General features: G+C 35.9%; 16 protein-coding genes and 1 tRNA gene. 3 read left to right on the plus strand and 14 right to left on the minus strand.

Features of this window, described 5'->3' with window-relative positions; genetic code table 11:
* Nucleotides 1–90 precede the first annotated feature (90 nt).
* The 11 genes from rpmG to AC1DMU_RS02905 all read right to left on the minus strand — a co-directional run bounded on the left by rpmG (nt 91) and on the right by AC1DMU_RS02905 (nt 12,350).
* Nucleotides 91–240 carry a 50S ribosomal protein L33 gene (gene rpmG / locus AC1DMU_RS02855; protein ID WP_001265616.1) on the minus strand — a complete coding sequence of 50 codons (150 nt, stop codon included), beginning with the start codon at nt 238–240 and terminating at the stop codon, nt 91–93.
* A gap of 68 nt (nt 241–308) precedes the next feature.
* A complete protein-coding gene (locus AC1DMU_RS02860) occupies nt 309–2,663 on the minus strand; it encodes a sugar phosphate nucleotidyltransferase (RefSeq protein ID WP_087985250.1) in 2,355 nt (784 codons plus the stop codon).
* A 384-nt stretch (nt 2,664–3,047) separates the two neighbouring features.
* Nucleotides 3,048–3,704 (minus strand): phosphate signaling complex protein PhoU, encoded by a 657-nt coding sequence (gene phoU / locus AC1DMU_RS02865; protein WP_033657724.1) that lies wholly within the window; start codon nt 3,702–3,704, stop codon nt 3,048–3,050.
* A 165-nt stretch (nt 3,705–3,869) separates the two neighbouring features.
* Nucleotides 3,870–4,685, minus strand: coding sequence for a phosphate ABC transporter ATP-binding protein (gene pstB / locus AC1DMU_RS02870; RefSeq protein ID WP_000226689.1), 816 nt, complete (start codon nt 4,683–4,685; stop codon nt 3,870–3,872).
* Between the two features lie 28 nt (nt 4,686–4,713).
* The gene (pstA, locus tag AC1DMU_RS02875) at nt 4,714–5,580 is read right to left on the minus strand and encodes a phosphate ABC transporter permease PstA (protein ID WP_088064417.1); all 867 of its coding nucleotides are present in this window, start codon (nt 5,578–5,580) and stop codon (nt 4,714–4,716) included.
* 1 nt (nt 5,581) lies between these two features.
* Entirely contained in the window at nt 5,582–6,532 is a 951-nt protein-coding gene (gene pstC, locus AC1DMU_RS02880; RefSeq protein WP_088064418.1) for a phosphate ABC transporter permease subunit PstC, read from the minus strand.
* Between the two features lie 27 nt (nt 6,533–6,559).
* A complete protein-coding gene (gene phoX / locus AC1DMU_RS02885) occupies nt 6,560–7,477 on the minus strand; it encodes a phosphate ABC transporter substrate-binding protein PhoX (RefSeq protein WP_088064419.1) in 918 nt (305 codons plus the stop codon).
* A 331-nt stretch (nt 7,478–7,808) separates the two neighbouring features.
* Nucleotides 7,809–9,941, minus strand: a complete 2,133-nt coding sequence (locus tag AC1DMU_RS02890; protein ID WP_088064420.1) for a peptidoglycan D,D-transpeptidase FtsI family protein — start codon at nt 9,939–9,941, stop codon at nt 7,809–7,811.
* A gap of 109 nt (nt 9,942–10,050) precedes the next feature.
* Nucleotides 10,051–11,328, minus strand: coding sequence for an MFS transporter (locus AC1DMU_RS02895; RefSeq protein WP_088064421.1), 1,278 nt, complete (start codon nt 11,326–11,328; stop codon nt 10,051–10,053).
* Between the two features lie 115 nt (nt 11,329–11,443).
* Nucleotides 11,444–12,055 carry a superoxide dismutase [Mn] gene (gene sodA, locus AC1DMU_RS02900; RefSeq protein WP_001052034.1) on the minus strand — a complete coding sequence of 204 codons (612 nt, stop codon included), beginning with the start codon at nt 12,053–12,055 and terminating at the stop codon, nt 11,444–11,446.
* A 221-nt stretch (nt 12,056–12,276) separates the two neighbouring features.
* Nucleotides 12,277–12,350: transfer RNA gene (locus AC1DMU_RS02905), tRNA-Ile, on the minus strand.
* A 242-nt stretch (nt 12,351–12,592) separates the two neighbouring features.
* Between AC1DMU_RS02905 and AC1DMU_RS02910 the strand changes: the two genes are divergently transcribed.
* From AC1DMU_RS02910 to ispG, 3 genes are all read left to right on the plus strand, one after another.
* The gene (locus tag AC1DMU_RS02910; RefSeq protein WP_000021902.1) at nt 12,593–13,351 is read left to right on the plus strand and encodes a DUF1189 domain-containing protein; all 759 of its coding nucleotides are present in this window, start codon (nt 12,593–12,595) and stop codon (nt 13,349–13,351) included.
* Between the two features lie 71 nt (nt 13,352–13,422).
* Nucleotides 13,423–13,788 (plus strand): protein YqfZ, encoded by a 366-nt coding sequence (gene yqfZ / locus AC1DMU_RS02915; RefSeq protein ID WP_048541536.1) that lies wholly within the window; start codon nt 13,423–13,425, stop codon nt 13,786–13,788.
* Nucleotides 13,789–13,952: 164 nt separating this feature from the next.
* Nucleotides 13,953–15,056 carry a flavodoxin-dependent (E)-4-hydroxy-3-methylbut-2-enyl-diphosphate synthase gene (gene ispG / locus AC1DMU_RS02920; RefSeq protein ID WP_075308387.1) on the plus strand — a complete coding sequence of 368 codons (1,104 nt, stop codon included), beginning with the start codon at nt 13,953–13,955 and terminating at the stop codon, nt 15,054–15,056.
* 79 nt (nt 15,057–15,135) lie between these two features.
* Here ispG and AC1DMU_RS02925 read toward each other — a convergent pair whose 3' ends face one another.
* The 3 genes from AC1DMU_RS02925 to AC1DMU_RS02935 are packed head-to-tail and all read right to left on the minus strand — an operon-like array spanning nt 15,136 to nt 17,166.
* Entirely contained in the window at nt 15,136–15,549 is a 414-nt protein-coding gene (locus tag AC1DMU_RS02925; protein WP_001054512.1) for a Fur family transcriptional regulator, read from the minus strand.
* Between the two features lie 13 nt (nt 15,550–15,562).
* Complete coding sequence (locus AC1DMU_RS02930) at nt 15,563–16,396, minus strand: metal ABC transporter permease (protein WP_000613823.1); 834 nt, start codon at nt 16,394–16,396, stop codon at nt 15,563–15,565.
* Nucleotides 16,396–17,166: a metal ABC transporter ATP-binding protein gene (locus AC1DMU_RS02935; protein ID WP_001059648.1), complete on the minus strand. Its 771-nt coding sequence runs from the start codon at nt 17,164–17,166 to the stop codon at nt 16,396–16,398. The genes AC1DMU_RS02930 and AC1DMU_RS02935 overlap by 1 nt, the downstream gene beginning before the upstream one ends.
* Between the last annotated feature and the right edge of the window lie 14 nt (nt 17,167–17,180).

A 17,180-nucleotide genomic window follows, 5' to 3' on the forward strand; every position in this document is an offset into this window, starting at 1 on the left:
ACAGTGATACTTTGCTCTACGATGATAGTGTATCACTTTTAACAGAGGAATCGAATAAAAAAAGAAACAGTAGGAAAATATTCCTACTGCTTACTTTGTTTCACGGTGTAACGTAGACTTCTTGTCACGCTTGCAATACTTTTTAAGCTCGATACGCTCAGCGTTGTTACGTTTGTTTTTCTTTGAGATATAGTTACGATCTCCGCATTCTGTACATGCTAGAGTAATATTCACACGCATTCTTATTCCCTCCAGTACTAATAACTTAAATCAGACTATACTATAATACCACTTTTAAAATAAAAATTCTACACCTTTTGATATTGTCTAATTTTTTCTATAAGATTTTTCATGTTTTCCCTTGCTATTACTGGGTTTCTGGCATGCGAATACACTAAAAATTTCGGTTGTTTTGTGTCAGAAACGATATAAGACCACTCTTTTTCGGTATATTTGAACTGTACTCCTTCAAATATACCTTCTTCCTTTCTTTCCATATCAGCCAATAATTTCCTCATTACTTTTCCTTTTTCATTCCATGAACATACAACTTCATCACAAAGTAGATAGAGCGGCGGTGATTGCTCTACTATGCTGAGAAATGTTTTCCCCTGCAATGCTATTAACTCGAATAATTTTCCAATTCGATATAAAATATCTCGCTTCCATCTCGCTTGAAACGACTTTTTTTCATCCTGCGTATAAAATAGAAGGTAACATTCTCCTAATTTCAAAGACATCGGGTAAATATTTCCTGCCGATTCAAGTAATAAATCTGGAATATCCACCTCTTCAAAATCTGTTCCTTGGTAAATATTACTATGATTATCATATAACTCGAAATAATTTCCTTGCTCTGAAAACATAAGTGCCATATTTGCTTTACTTGATTTCATCAAAGCTTTCACATGATCCTTTTGTTCGCCCGCATAAATCCATGTAACTGTGCATCCGAGCCTTTGTAAAAAGAGCATCAATAAATGTTGTAACATATCATTCCTCTTATTAATAAGAAGATGAAACTTTTGTTTTTGTATTTTCTCAATATCAACGCGCTCTAATACAGCCTCTATATAATCATGTAAAGAAACGTGGACTAGCTTATTCCGTCCCATTTCTTTCTCACATACGTAATAAAACGACTCAGACATATATACTTGTTCTATCGCTTTTTGCTGCTTATACGTTAATTGTACCCCATCCTTACCATATAACTTTATAACAACCTCTTTTTCATTTTCTACTTGAATGAAAACCCCACCAGCACATTGTAAATCCTGAATGCTATACTGAAAAAGCGATTCGTTCATTTCTTTGCATTCCATCGTATGAACCCCGATACCATGAATCGCATGAAGAAAGAGATTTTTATAAGAAGTCGTTTCTATATGTTCTTGACTCCCAATTAATATACTTTCTCCTTTGGCAAAAAGAGATCCATACGCCATCGCAACCTTCACAATAAATTGAGGAGTGATTTCAACATTACCTCTTCCTACAATGCGGCTTTTTTGCAACCATCCTGCACTCTTTTCACTTTCTTGAACACCAGCCGATCCTACTACTGAATAGCTGTCAATTGCCTTATATGGCCATAGTTTTCCCTTTTGCTTAATTACCGTACTTTTCCCTATATGACAATGATCCGCTACAATGCTTTTTTGAAACAGTGTAACGTCATCTTCCACCATTGTATGCTCTCCTATGGTCGTTTCTAATAGCTCGCAATACTGACCAATGTGCGCATTTGCAAAAACAATACTTTTTTGAAGATGAGAATAACTTGAAACAACACTATTTTTCCCGATAATAGAGTATGGCTCAATTACAGCTCCAACACCAATCTTTGCTCCTTCTCCAATAAAAGAAGGACCGTGAATTTTCGTTCCTTTTCCAATCGTCACACCTTCCCCCATCCATACCATCGGCAATACTTCCGTGTAAGGAATAGGTACTTGCAATTTTTTCGTTAACAAATCAAATTGTGCTTGTCGATATTGATCAAATGTACCGATATCTAACCAATAACCTTCTGACAAATATGCAAATAACGCGTTCTTATTTGCCAAGAGCGGAAACACATCTTGACTGAAATCAAAAAACTCTCGGGGCGGTATGTAAGAAAAAATTTCTGGCTCCATAATATATATACCTGTATTCACAATATTAGAGACTACTTCATTCCAGCTCGGTTTTTCTATATATCGTGTAACCTCTTGTTCTTTGTTCATTACAACTAAACCGAATGAGAGTGGGTTTTCTACTTCCTTTACAAACATAGTTACCATTCTTTTCTTTTGTTCATGAAACGTAATTCCTTCTGATAATTGAAAATCAGTTAACGCATCCCCGCTTATCACAACAAACGTTTCATCTAAAAATGTTTCCGCTTGTTTAATACTCCCTGCGGTTCCAAGCGGGGGAGAATCTTCAAAGTAGTACAAGTTAACTCCCCATTTGCTACCGTCTCCAAAATATTGCTTAATGGCCGTACTCATATACTGAACAGTAATTGCAATTTCACGAATCCCATGCTGACGTAATAATTCAATATTGTATTCCAAAACTGGCTTTTCTAATAACGGTAACATCGGCTTTGGAGTATTACATGTTAATGGTCTAAGGCGTCGTCCTTTTCCTCCAGCTAAAATAACCCCCTTCATATACTTCAGCCTCCACTTATATAATGATCAGTAACTTCATATACGATATGTATATTATCTCCCCCGCATTAACTAGCAGTATAAAATGAAACTTTAATTAGTAGGGATTTTGTGCATCTCCCACTGATTATTAGCCTTGACCACTCGACTCGGGCTTTTACAGGCAGTAAAACTCCCTATATACATGTACCTTTTCAACACCACAAAAGAAAGCGCTTACCATTAACTTAGTAAAATATCCCTTAATAAGTGAACAACATATATGTCCTATTTTTTCCATTATATTATGATACATCTTATCATCATAAACTAAAGGAAACAACGAGCTTTTTTTGTCATGTTTTGACTAAAAAAAGCAGGTGATGTTTCACCTGCCTTTTTTCTTTATTCATTTAATAAGTAATGCTTTCCTTTTACTAAATAAAAAACATTTTCAGCAATATTTGTAATATGATCTGCTACACGCTCGATATATCTCGCCACAAAGGATAATTGTGTAATTTGTGTAATTGCTTCTGGTTGTTCTGGAACTGAAGATATAAATTCACGAATCGCTTTCCCATATATTTCATCAACTGAATCATCCATTTCGGCAATTTGTTTCGCAAAAGTTAAATTTTCTTGCTCATATGCTTCTAGCGCTAACTGTAGCATCTTATTTGCAATTGCAAACATTTCATCAAGATTGTGCAAACTAACAACCACCTCTTTTTCCCCAAGACGAATTGTTGATTTCGCAATATTAACAGCATGATCTGCAATACGCTCTAAATCTGTCGCTGTTTTAATTGAAATGAAAATCCTTCTTAAATCACTTGCTACAGGTTGCTGCTTCGTAATAAGCATAAGCGCAAGATCATTTATTTCCTCTTCTAAATTATCCATACGATAATCACCATCTATTACCTCTAACGCTTTCTCTACATCCCTTTTATGAAGACCTTCCATAGCAAGCAATAAAGCTTCCCTCGCTAGCTCTCCAAGCTCAATCACCTTTTGCTGTAACATTTTTAAATCACATTGAAACTGTTCTCTTACCATTGTTTCTTCCCCCTCAATATTATGTGCCATTATATATAGATCTCCTACCTAGCCTACTTGTAATAAGCCTTAAGATAGGAGAAGTATTACTTCTCTAATTAAATGAGGTAAAAATAAGAAATACCCTCTGTTAAGAGGGTATTTGCTCTTAGCCTTGCAACGATATCAACCGAATCGGCCTGTAATATAATCTTCTGTACGCTTATCTGAAGGTGTCGTAAATAATTTATTTGTATCTGTATACTCCACAACTTCTCCACTTAAGAAGAAAGCAGTTTTATCTGAAATACGTGCCGCTTGTTGCATGTTATGCGTTACGATCACAATACTAAAGTCTTTCTTTAACTCTTGAATTAATTCTTCTACTTTTAATGTTGAAATTGGATCTAGTGCCGATGTTGGCTCATCCATTAAAATAACGTCTGGTTCAATTGCTAAACAACGTGCGATACATAGACGCTGTTGCTGTCCACCAGATAAACCGTATGCATTATCATGCAAACGATCTTTTAACTCATCCCAAATCGCTGCTCCACGTAAACTTTTTTCAACAATTTCATCCAATGTTTTTTTATCACGAATACCATGGATTTTCGGGCCATATGCTACATTTTCATAAATAGATTTCGGAAATGGGTTTGGCTTTTGGAACACCATTCCCACATGAGTTCTTAATTCTTCAACTGGGTATGATTTTTCAAATATATTGCGCTCTCTATATTCAATTACACCTGTAGTTCGCACGATTGGTACTAACTCTACCATACGATTTAATGTTTTTAAGTACGTTGATTTACCACAACCACTTGGCCCGATAATTGCTGTAACTTCATTCTCATGAATGCTTAAGTTAATATCTTTTAAAGCATGGTCTTCTCCGTACCATAAATTTAAGTTTTTCGTATCAAATACTACTTTCTTTGGTGCAGTCTCGATTTTCTCCTCGTTTTTCACCTGTACATTTACTACTGTTGCTACCATTTGAATTCCCCTTTCATCCATTTCCAACTTATTTTCGATTTCGTAACCATAAGACAAATATATTGATAAAGAGTAATAAACCTAACAAAACAATCATCCCAGCAGCTGCTACATACTGAAATTCTTCTTGCGGTCTACTCATCCAATTAAAAATTTGAATTGGTAAAACTGTAAATCTATCAAACATACTAAATGGAACATAATTTGCAAATGCAAGTGCCCCGATAACTAATAGCGGTGCCGCTTCTCCAATCGCCCTTGATATCGCTAACGTACAACCCGTTATAATTCCTGGGAAAGCAGATGGCAATACAATTTGATACATCGTTTGCCACTTCGTAGCACCTAATCCGTAAGAGGCTTCTAATAATGAACTTGGTACAGATCGTATCGCTTCTTGACTCGCTACAACAACTGTCGGTAAAACGAGTAAACTCATCGTCAGTGCCGCCGCAATAATACTCTCTCCTAAATGAAGAGCATATACAAAAATAGTTAAGCCGAGTAATCCAAATACAACGGAAGGTACTCCTGCTAACGTTTGATTATTAATTTCTATTACCTTTTTAAATATAGATTCCTTCGCATATTGCTCCAAATAAAGAGCAGTTCCAACTCCAAATATAAAGGAGACTGGTATAACAATACTCATAAATAATATTGTTCCTGACAAAGCTGCAGCAATCCCAGCTTCTTTCGGATTACGCGAAGCGAAGTTTGTAAAGAAATCTAACGAAAGGTAACTTATACCTTTTTCAAAAATTTGAAAAAGCAAAATAAGCAGTATTACTATTGAAAACAAAATTGCTATATAAAATAACAACTTGTAAACTCGGTCTTTAAAAAAACGTGATGCCATATTTTCTTGTATTTTTTTATGATTCAACATTCGCATATTATGTCACCCTCCTAAAGCGGCGCATAATAGAGTGTGAAATGATGTTCATTATAAGAGTAAACAAGAATAACGTTGCGCCTACAGCATACATGCTGTAATACGTAATTGTTCCATGCGGAGCATCACCTAAGCTCACTTGCACAATATAGGCTGTTAGCGTTTGAATAGAGTGTGTCGGATCGAGCGATACATTCGGCGTGGATCCCGCTGCAATTACAACTATCATCGTTTCGCCAATTGCTCTGGAAGCAGCTAATAGGATTGCTGCCATAATCCCTGTAAAAGCCGAAGGAAACACGACTTGTTTTACCATCTCAAACCGAGTTGCTCCAAGTGCTAACGAAGCTTCTTTCGTTCCTTTCGCTACAGCTCTCATCGCGTCTTCAGATAGAGATGCAATTGTAGGTATCATCATAAAGCCAATAACAATACCTGGACTAATCGCATTAAAAAACTGTAAATCTGGTATAATCCGTTGTAAAAGTGGTGTGACAACTGTTAATGCAAAAAAACCATATACAATTGTCGGGATACCTGCTAATAGTTCTAACATCGGTTTTAATACTTTCCTTGCACTGCTTGAAGCATATTCGCTTAAAAATACGGCACACGCTAAACCGATAGGAATTGCTACGAACATGGCAATTGCTGTTACAAGGAACGTTCCACATATAAGTGGTAATATACCGAATTTAGGATTTTCAAAAAAAGGTAACCATTCTTTTCCCGTCAAAAAGGAGTGTAATGGTATTTTTTGAAAAAACATCATTGTTTCATTTGCCAATGTAAAAATAATTCCAAGTGTCGTTACAATAGACACGCTAGCAATTATTTTTAGTAATAACGGAACTATTCGATTGATTCGCTGCGTTTTTTTTCTTTGTTTTGTATTTCTTTCAATCAAATTTTGTACAGAAAATGTAATTTGACTTTTGTCATTATGAGCCAAAGATGAAAACCCCTTTCCACCCTGACATTACCTTTTTATTTCTGTTAACATCCGCAGCTGTTCATTATATTTTTCTTTTGGTAATTTTACATATCCAACCTCTTCAGCGAGATTACCAACATGCTGAATCATAAACTCAATATAATTTGCTACATTCATTTTATTTCGGATAGATGCATCATTCACATAAGCAAATAGTGGCCTAGATAATGGCTTATACTTACCTGATTGAATGGTATCTTTCGTCGGAAGTACACCATTCACTTTTATTGCTCTCACCTTATCTCGATTGGCCATATAATAAGCATATCCTACAAAAGCAATGGCATTTTTATCATTCATTACCCCTTGCATAATAACTTGATCATCTTCAGACAAAGAGACTTTTTTTACAATGCGACTATTTTGTAAGATGACATTTTGAAAATAATCATACGTACCAGAGTCTACACCTGGCGCATAAAACTTCACCTGTTCACGTGGCCATGAAGAATGAATTTGTGACCATCGCTTTTCGTTTCCATCTTCACTCCATAATAGACGTAACTCGTCTACCTTCATATTGTTTACCCAAGTATTTTGGCGACTCACAACGATCGTAAGACCATCGTAAGCGACTTCAAACGGTGTAAACTGAATAGAGTTTTTCTTCATTTCATTTTCTTCCACTTGTTTCATTGCTCTCGAAGCATTATTTATATCTACTTCTCCTTTACTGAAACGATTAAATCCTCCTCCTGTTCCAGAAACACTGATAGAAATTTTCACGTTTGGATGCGCCTTTGTATATTCCTCCGCTACTGCTTCTATAATAGGGAAAACTGTTGAGGATCCATCAACTCTCACTTCTCCCATTTCATTCACAGCAAATACAGTAGACGTGCCAACATAAAGAAAACATGTCGACAGCATGAAAACTTTAATCGATGCACTTATCCATTTCACGTGTTCTTCCTCCTAGAAGTAACCGGAAATAACAGGATTACAGATATAAGAATACTGCTAAACTATTAATTCGGTTTTAATTGTTTGTAAAAGTTTTGTAAAGTTCCACAAGAATCAACATAAGGGGAAACTTGAATCCGTAGCCACCGTTCATCTTCACTGATGATTGGTCTATAAAACCGTTCTCCTTCAGAGGAGATACATACATATCATTTGTGAGATTCCTCAATTTTCCGATATGATATGCTTGTCCATTTTATTAAAACGTATGCATGAACCATAAAAAAAAGCACACTATCTTTTCAGATAGTGTGCTTTTTTTACAACTTTTTTATTCGTCATCTTGATCTTGATTTTTCTTTTTCTTTTTATTATCTATTTCCTCTTTTGAAGCTTCGCCATTTTCTATTTTTTTCAAATCAAAGTACGCGTCCATAATATCACGACTAATATATCCGTTAATACCTGATTTATCATCCACCCAAGGTACAACAACAGAAAATGCTACTTCAGGGTCTTCAAGTGGCGCATAACCTACTAACGTTAAGTTATATGTTTCTTTACGCTCACCGTTTGCCTTTCTACCTATCTCTTTATCTCCGCCATACACAGTTTGAGCTGTACCTGTTTTACCAGCAGCTTTATATGGTGCACCTGTAAAGTATTTCGTAGCTGTACCACCAGAATCGTTAAATACTTGTCTAAATCCTTCTTGAACACGTTTAATTTGTGATTCAGGCATATCAATACGATTTAGTACTTTCGGTTCCATTGAATGAACCACTTTTCCAACTTCGTCTGGTTTCACTGCCGGTTGACGAATTTCTTTCACAACTTGCGGCTGCATACGGTAACCACCATTTGCAATTGTTGAAACATATTGCGCTAATTGAAGTGGTGTATACGTATCATACTGTCCAATTGATAAATCTAATAAGAAACCTGGCTGAATTCCTTTACCTGTTTGGCCCGCTGATTCATTCGGTAAATCAATACCTGTTTTCACACCAAGTCCAAACTGTCCGAAATAATAACGCATCGTATCAAATGCTTTTTGTGGTATATCTAACGTACCACCTCTCACATATTGAACACCTGCGAGATTCATCGCCGTTTTAAACATATAAACGTTAGAAGACATTTTTAATGCTGTCAAATCATTAATAGATCCCATCGTCTTCCAAGAAGATTTTTTCGGCGTTCCTTTCAATACGATTGGTTCATCAAGTTGGTAGGAACCTGGTTGAATGGCATTTGTTTGATATCCTGTAAGTACCGTCGCACCTTTTACAGTTGATCCCATCGGATAAGAGCTTGTCATCGTTCCTAATGCGAAATCTTGCACTTTCGTTTCGCCATTTTCTTCCACTAACTGTTTCCCTGCCATAGATAAAACTTCACCATTTTTCGGATTCATCATTACAACAAATGCACGATCTAAAAGAGGTTGTCCCCCTTTATATCTCAATAAATTTTTAGTGATAATTTCTTCTACACGCTTTTGTAATTCCATATCAATTGTTAAATTCAGATTGTTACCACTTTGCCCTTTTGATACATTAATCGTTTCTAAAATATTACCGTTTTTATCTGTAATATTTCTCACTTCCGCTTTATTACCGTGCAAACTATCTTCATATTGCTGCTCAAGATAACTTTTCCCTACGCGGTCATTTCGATTATAATCACGAACAAGATAGTAATCTAGTCTTTCTCTCGGTAAACCTTCATCAGACGTTGACACCCCGCCAAGTACACTTCGGAATAAATCATCATAAATATACTTTCGATCCCAATCAACATTTGTATCTACACCCGGTAATGTTGCTAGATTTTCACTAATAATCGCGTATTCTTTTTCTGTAGCATCCTTTTTAATGACTTGTGGCGTCATCGCATATCCGCCGTCCATTTTGCTTTTAATCGCTAGCACTTCTAAATCTTTTGCGGATAATTGATTCACTTCTTCTTCTGTCACGCGATTTCGTTGACGCTCATCTACTTCTTTATCGTCAATTTTTTTATCTTTTAACTCTTGACGATCTTTATTCGTAATTTTTTCTTTAGCTTCCTCTTTGTGCGTAGCAAGCCAATAGTCTTTTTTATCGCGATCTGTTAATTTATCTGTCGGGACTTCAATCAAATCTGCTAACTTTTCCGCTGTTTCTAAGCGAGCCTCTGCAGTTGACCCTTTCATTTTTGTAAATGTAATCGTACGTACAGCTGCATTATCTACTACAGCTCGCCCATAACGGTCAAATATTTTCCCACGTGGTACAGGATTACTTATCGTCGAGTTCTCTTTCCTCTCCACTTCATTCTTATATTCCTCACCGCGAACAATTTGTACATATCCAAGCCTTACAATAACCGCGGAGAACATTAAAAACACGCAGAAAAACAGCACGTTTAACCGAAAAGGAACGTGAGTCTTTTTCTTTTGTTGTTTCTGCTTCTTGCTCATACAAACCCCCTCTACCAACAGCTATGTAATGTGAAAGGGACACCTTCATACAGGTGTCCTCACTGCTGTCTTACATCTTTTTCTATTCTAGCATAAAACAACCGAGAAGTTAACCTTCTGGTTCTGTTTGATTCTGCGCAGTCCCTTGCCTTACAACACTTGTTTTACTTGCATTTCCCTCATCATATTTGACATTTTTAACTGCAAAATAAATAAGGAAATGTCCTGCACCTAAAATACATAATAAGTAAGGTAAACTTTTTTCAGGCGGAAAGAATAATACAGCACATAAAAAACTTAAAATCGAACAAATTCTTCCTGCATTTAACCATAATTCCCGGACAACTACATACTCTACACGCCACTCTCTCGCATTTTTCGCTCTGCCAATTACATCATATGTCATGGACCCGTACGGAACGAGCAAAATAGGGTATGCAACCGCAATACACGCTGCATAAATAAGTAATTTTGCGTATGTAACGTCGAATATAACTAAAAATACGACAGCATATAAAATAATGCCTCCAAGCAAAATTGCTTTTTTCCGCCACTCTTTCTTTAACATACGAGTGACTAAGTAGTAACATACAAATGATACAGCAGAATTTACTAAGCTATATTTTCCTAAGGCGAGTTCGCTATCCGTCGCTAAATACACGTACACGGAAATCACAAAAATAAACGTTCCCTCTCTCAACCCTTGGAAAAAATGAGCACGTGTAATTCTTCCCCAATTTTTATCAATCTGCCGCTCTTTCAATACTTGTACAATTTCATACCGTCCTTCACATTCTCTCTTAGATACAAAAAAGCTTAAAATAACAGCAATTGCAAATAACACTAACGAAAGAAAGAATATGACCGTATAGCCGCTCCATTTTTCCATACGTGAAATTGTGTATCCAGCTGCTATCGGTCCAATCATGCCAGAGAAGGATGTAAGAAGTCCAAGAAACCCATTAAAGAAATCTCTTGTTTCTGGTTCTGTAATCTCAAATGTTAATAAGTTAAACGCGAGCCAGTAAAAACCATATCCGACTCCTAAAAGAGCCCCCATTAATAAAATATAGTGAGAAGCGCTTTTTCCCGCTACTAAAACAACGATAAAAAAAATAGCTAACGTGCCTACGCCTATTCGTAACAAGATTGAGCGATCAATACGCTTCGCTAATTTCCCACCTATAAGAAATGTGAGAGGCTGTAATACAACGCTGGCCAAATTATACAAGCCAAGATTCACATAATTTTGTGTTTGTTTCCATAAATAAATGTTAACAAACGTATTCGATAAAGAAATTGCGAGCGTGTATAAACCTCCAATAAGGAGCAACAACACTAAATCCCGATTCACTTCAACGTCACCAATTATATGTTTCCACTTCATACACAACTCTCCTTTACTTCATGTTCTAGTCTTCCAAAGACAAGCCCAATTATGTAAAAGGAAGCATAGAAAAAAGCTAGGAGCATTCTCCTAGCTTTTTCTATCGTTATTACAATTATTTTGCTTCTTGGTAACGTTTTTCAGCAGCGTTCCAATCTACAACGTTCCAGAATGCACCGATGTAGTCAGGACGACGGTTTTGGTAATTTAGGTAGTAAGCATGTTCCCAAACATCTAAACCTACAACTGGAGTTTTACCTTCAGTTAGAGGAGAATCTTGGTTTGGCGTGCTTGTTACTTCTAGCTCACCATTGTTTACTACTAACCAAGCCCAACCAGAACCGAAACGAGTTGCGCCAGCTTTTGCGAATTCTTCTTTGAATGCATCGAAGCTACCGAATTTCGCTTCAATTGCAGTTGCAAGTTCGCCTACTGGTTGTCCGCCGCCGTTTGGAGATAAGATTGTCCAGAAGAATGTATGGTTAGCATGTCCGCCACCATTGTTACGTACTGCTGTACGGATTGCTTCTGGTACTTCGTTTAAGTTTGCAACTAATTCTTCTACGCTTTTGTCAGCTAATTCTGCATGACCTTCTAAAGCAGCGTTTAAGTTTGTAATGTAAGTGTTATGATGTTTTGTATGATGGATGTTCATTGTTTCTTTGTCAAAGTGAGGCTCTAAAGCATCATACGCATAAGGTAAATTTGGTAATTCGTGTTTTGCCATTGTTATATTCCTCCCAGTTTATGTATTGCCACTTAAGTGACATACAACTTCATTCTACCCTAATTGCCATAGGGTGCAAACAAATAAATCACATTGTCTTGCTATCATTAACGTAGCAAAAATCCCACTTCTTTTCAATTAAAATGCTCATATATTCCGTAAAAAAAGCTCCCTTCTACAAGGAAGCTTCCCACTGACATAATAAACATGCGAAATGGATATGGACCCTGTAGGACTCGAACCTACGACCGGACGGTTATGAGCCGTCTGCTCTAACCAGCTGAGCTAAGGGTCCACAATTATGTATGTAACAACATATCAAATAAAGGAATTCCTATCGGATATATCCTTTAAGAAATGTAAGATAAATTTACCATATGGCAAAGAAAAGTGTCAATTGTATTTTTCTCATATAAAAGAAGAAAATTAATAAAAAGAAATTTAGTTATCTCCACTATATGTAAATATAATATATCTTGAGATTCTCTAGATTCCTACGTTACAATGATTTTATACATACATAAAGGAAGTGAATCTATGTCCATATTTACCCAATTAGCAAAAAGCGTATATTCGCCTAAAGATATGGCGTTATTCCGTTTTCAAAAAATCGGAAAAACCATTTTGTATATTATGCTACTTTGTCTAATCACTACTATTCCAAGAACATTCTTTTACGGCAGCTTTATTCAAGATAGTGTTACCATGGTAAATCAAGCAATTGAAAAAGATTTACCTGATTTTAAAATCGAAAACGGTGAACTAAAAGCAGATATTGAACAACCTATTCTAAAGGAAGAAGGAGATGCTCTTTTCGTATTTGATCCCAATACAACAGATATAGAAACATATCAAAACAAAACTGGTTTATTTATTTTAAAAGATAAAGTAGTTTCTATAGGAAATGGTCAAACACAAACATACTCCTATAATGATTTATTAGGGACATCTCTTGAGAAGAAAGACTTGCAAGATTTCATTTCTGTATTCGATAGTATTTATCCAATTTTACTAGCTGTTATCGGCGTGTTAGTATATCTATTCCAATTGTTTATTACTTTCTTAGGAATTACTTTACTTGCGTTTATAGGTTCTGCTATGAGCGGTCAACGTAAATTATCTTATAAGCAAGTATGGACGTTAACTGCATACAGCTACACAATTCCAACAATCTTCTTTATGATTATGGATCTATTCAAAATTGTTGTACCTGGTTCAACATTCATTTATATCGCAGTTGTTTTAATTGTTCTTTACTTAACGATTAAAGAAGTTCCAAAACCGAAAGAAAAATAAAAACGAAAAAATGCCTAAATAGGCATTTTTTTTTTGGACAAGCATATATTCCTAGCAAAGGAGTGAAGAATATGAAAAGATTAGGTATATTCTTATTCGTGCTTGTTCTTGGTTATATATTTTATTACGATATAAAAATCGGCACTTTACCGATGTTAAGTTCATATAAAAAAACAACCGCTGCCCAAACGATAAAGCAAGAAAATACAGATACAAAACAAAAGAAAGAGAACAAAGCAGAAAAAGAAACAGATGTAACTTATAAAACAATCGAAGTCAAAACAGGTGAGACAGTTCTTTCTATTACCGAACAAATCAATAAGAAAAAAATCCCTTCCATTGAAAAGGTAATTGATGACTTTAAACAACTAAACAAAAGTACATCTGCTACAAAAATACAAATTGGAAAGTCTTATAAATTCCCGTTATATCAATGAGCAATCACTTAATCCTTGTCAATTACATAAAGGCGCTGATACAATAGTAAAAGTGAAACCGAGCACTTCGGTTTCTATAGCCCTGTATCACGTATACTTTCATTGATATGAGGGACTAAATAAGAAACTTCTTTTATAAGGAGAGCGATCTATTCGTGAATGAAATGACTCATCGTACAAAAACACGTCCAGTTAAAGTCGGTAATTTAACAATTGGCGGTAATAATGAATTAATTATACAAAGTATGACAACAACAAAAACACATGATGTTGAAGCAACAGTTGCTGAAATTAAACGTTTAGAAGAAGCTGGCTGTCAAGTCGTCCGTGTTGCTGTTCCAGACGAACGCGCAGCAAATGCTATTGCTGATATTAAAAAACAAATCAACATTCCACTTGTTGCTGATATTCATTTTGATTATCGTCTTGCTTTAAAAGCAATTGAAGGTGGCATTGATAAAGTACGTATCAATCCAGGTAACATTGGTCGTCGCCATAAAGTAGAAGCTGTTGTAAATGCAGCAAAAGAACGCGGTATTCCAATCCGTATCGGTGTAAACGCAGGTTCATTAGAACGTCACATTTTAGAAAAGTACGGATACCCAACTGCAGATGGTATGGTCGAGAGCGCCCTACATCACATTAAAATTTTAGAGGATTTAGATTTCCACGATATTATCGTATCTATGAAAGCCTCTGATGTTAACTTAGCAATTGAAGCATATGAAAAAGCTGCTCGTGCTTTTGATTACCCATTACATTTAGGTATTACAGAATCCGGAACATTATTTGCCGGAACTGTAAAAAGTGCCGCTGGTCTTGGCGCAATCTTAAATAAAGGCATCGGAAATACACTACGCATTTCATTAAGTGCTGACCCAGTTGAAGAAGTAAAAGTTGCGCGTGAACTATTAAAGTCATTCGGTCTTGCATCTAATGCAGCAACACTTATTTCTTGTCCAACTTGTGGTCGTATTGAAATTGATTTAATTAGCATCGCTAACGAGGTGGAAGAATACATCTCTACACTAAAAGTACCAATTAAAGTTGCAGTACTTGGTTGCGCTGTAAACGGTCCTGGTGAAGCTCGTGAAGCTGATATCGGTATTGCCGGTGCACGTGGAGAAGGATTATTATTCCGTAAAGGGCAAGTTGTTCGTAAAGTACCAGAAGAAATAATGGTAGAAGAACTGAAAAAAGAAATTGATGTAATTGCTGCTGAAATGGCTGCTGAACGAGAAAAAGAAAAAGAAACACAAGAACAATAAAAAGAAGGTTGCCACAATATTTGTGGGCAACCTTCTTTTTTACGTAAAAAAGCTCGTCAGTTATGTAACCGACGAGTTCTTATTTTGCACATTTTGGACAACGGCCATATATTTCAAACTTATGACCGGTTACTTCATAACCGTTAAAATCTTTATTCATAAAATCCATCGGGCAGGAAGTAATCTCTTTCGTTCCCCCGCAATCTAAACAAATAAAATGATGATGATGTTCCATAATAGAACATGTAAAACGAAAATGTTTTTCACCATTTAATTCCGTTTGTTCTAAAACACCGATTTCAGCAAACACCGTTAAGTTACGATAAATCGTATCAAAGCTAAGACCTGGATAATCATCCTTCATATGCTCTAAAACGTCTTTCGCCGTTAAATAACGATTGTGAGCTGCAAATAACCTGAGCATTTCTTCCCTTTTCCCCGTATGTTTGTATCCTTTATCTTTCATTAGGCGTAAAGCTTCTGTTAGATTCATATCTATCCCTACTTTATGCAGTTTTTTTCTTTTTCCATAAAATCGCACCAATTAAAATAAGAACTGCTATCATAACAATTGTACCACCTGGTGCTAGATCAAGTTGATATGAAGCAAACATTCCACCAATTACTGCAATTTCACCAAATAAAATGGAAAAGAAAATTGTTTGTTTAAATCCATTCGCAATACGAATACTTGCTGCAACTGGTAACGTCATTAATGATGATACGAGAAGAACCCCTACTACACGCATTGATACTGCAATAACAAGAGCAACCAATATAATGAAAATAAAGTGAATCCACTTTGCACTCAAACCGGTTGATACAGCATATTCCTCATCAAACGATAGTAAAAATAACTCTTTGTATAATAAAGTGATCGTTACAATAACAACAATTGCTACAATGCCGATGATTATTAAATCCGTACTTGTTACAGCACTTACACTCCCAAATAAATAACTAAATAAATCAGTGTTAAATCCATTTGCAAGTGATATAAAAATAACCCCAATCCCCATTCCTGCTGAAAGAATAATCGGAATTGCTAATTCTTGATAATGTTTATATACAGTACGTAATTTTTCAATTAGTAACGCCCCACCAATAGAAAAAATCATTCCCATATATAACGGATTTAAAAATCCTCCTGTGAAAATTGTTTTTTCTAGTAGTAAACTTGCAGCAATACCCGATAATGTCACGTGACTTAAAGCATCCGCAATAAGCGACATTCGGCGAATGACAACAAATACACCGATAAGCGGCGCAACAAGTCCTATTAAAATCCCTGCATATAAAGAGTTCCGTAAAAAGTCATATTGTAAAAAATCTTGTATCATTATATCCTCCCGTGATGCTCATGCTCGTGTTCTAAACGATGAACATGATGTCCATATAAGACGGACATTTCTGCATCTTCTAACTCTCGGAACTTCTCTACATTTCCATGGAAATGTAGATGTTGGTTTAAGCATGCAACATGTGTTACCTTCTCTGTAACAGCTCCCATATCATGAGTAACGAGAATTAATGTGATTCCTAACCTTTTGTTTAAATCCTCTAATATCTCATAAAAACTTTCTACATTCTTCACATCGATTCCAACAGTGGGCTCGTCCAAAATAAGTAATTCAGGATCACTAACGAGCGCACGAGCAATAAATACACGCTGTTGTTGTCCACCAGAAAGTTCTCCGATATTGCGCCCTTGAAACGCACTCATCCCTACATCAGCAATCGCTTTTTCTACCTTTTCCTTATCGTTTTTCGTGAAAAAGCGAAACAGCCCTTTTTTCGAAACGAGTCCCATTGATACAACTTCAAAAACAGTGGCCGGAAAACCAGAATTAAAGCTATTTGCCTTTTGCGACACATAACCAACTTTGTTCCATTCTTTAAACTTCTTACTGTCAACACCAAACAAACGAATACTTCCCTGTTTTGGCTTTAAAACGCCTAATAAACATTTTAGCAAAGTAGATTTCCCAGAACCATTTGGCCCAACTAAACCTAAAAAAGCTCCCTTCGGAACTTGCAAATTAATATCTTCTAACACATTTCGATCTTCATATCGAAATGACAATCCTTCTATTTCTAATATATTATTCATAGCATCTCACCTAT

It is taken from the genome of Bacillus sp. 01N45 (assembly GCF_056399205.1).

Bases quoted from the DNA above. Each gene is read 5' to 3' on its own strand.
- AC1DMU_RS02925 (WP_001054512.1), bottom strand. From the start codon at position 15,549: ATGAATCTAACAGAAGCTTTACGCCTAATGAAAGATAAAGGATACAAA.
- sodA (WP_001052034.1), bottom strand. From the start codon at position 12,055: ATGGCAAAACACGAATTACCAAATTTACCTTATGCGTATGATGCTTTA.
- AC1DMU_RS02890 (WP_088064420.1), bottom strand. From the start codon at position 9,941: ATGAGCAAGAAGCAGAAACAACAAAAGAAAAAGACTCACGTTCCTTTT.
- AC1DMU_RS02930 (WP_000613823.1), bottom strand. From the start codon at position 16,396: ATGATACAAGATTTTTTACAATATGACTTTTTACGGAACTCTTTATAT.
- yqfZ (WP_048541536.1), top strand. From the start codon at position 13,423: ATGAAAAGATTAGGTATATTCTTATTCGTGCTTGTTCTTGGTTATATA.
- AC1DMU_RS02895 (WP_088064421.1), bottom strand. From the start codon at position 11,328: ATGAAGTGGAAACATATAATTGGTGACGTTGAAGTGAATCGGGATTTA.
- ispG (WP_075308387.1), top strand. From the start codon at position 13,953: ATGACTCATCGTACAAAAACACGTCCAGTTAAAGTCGGTAATTTAACA.
- AC1DMU_RS02860 (WP_087985250.1), bottom strand. From the start codon at position 2,663: ATGAAGGGGGTTATTTTAGCTGGAGGAAAAGGACGACGCCTTAGACCA.
- AC1DMU_RS02910 (WP_000021902.1), top strand. From the start codon at position 12,593: ATGTCCATATTTACCCAATTAGCAAAAAGCGTATATTCGCCTAAAGAT.
- pstB (WP_000226689.1), bottom strand. From the start codon at position 4,685: ATGGTAGCAACAGTAGTAAATGTACAGGTGAAAAACGAGGAGAAAATC.
- AC1DMU_RS02935 (WP_001059648.1), bottom strand. From the start codon at position 17,166: ATGAATAATATATTAGAAATAGAAGGATTGTCATTTCGATATGAAGAT.
- pstA (WP_088064417.1), bottom strand. From the start codon at position 5,580: ATGCGAATGTTGAATCATAAAAAAATACAAGAAAATATGGCATCACGT.
- phoU (WP_033657724.1), bottom strand. From the start codon at position 3,704: ATGGTAAGAGAACAGTTTCAATGTGATTTAAAAATGTTACAGCAAAAG.
- rpmG (WP_001265616.1), bottom strand. From the start codon at position 240: ATGCGTGTGAATATTACTCTAGCATGTACAGAATGCGGAGATCGTAAC.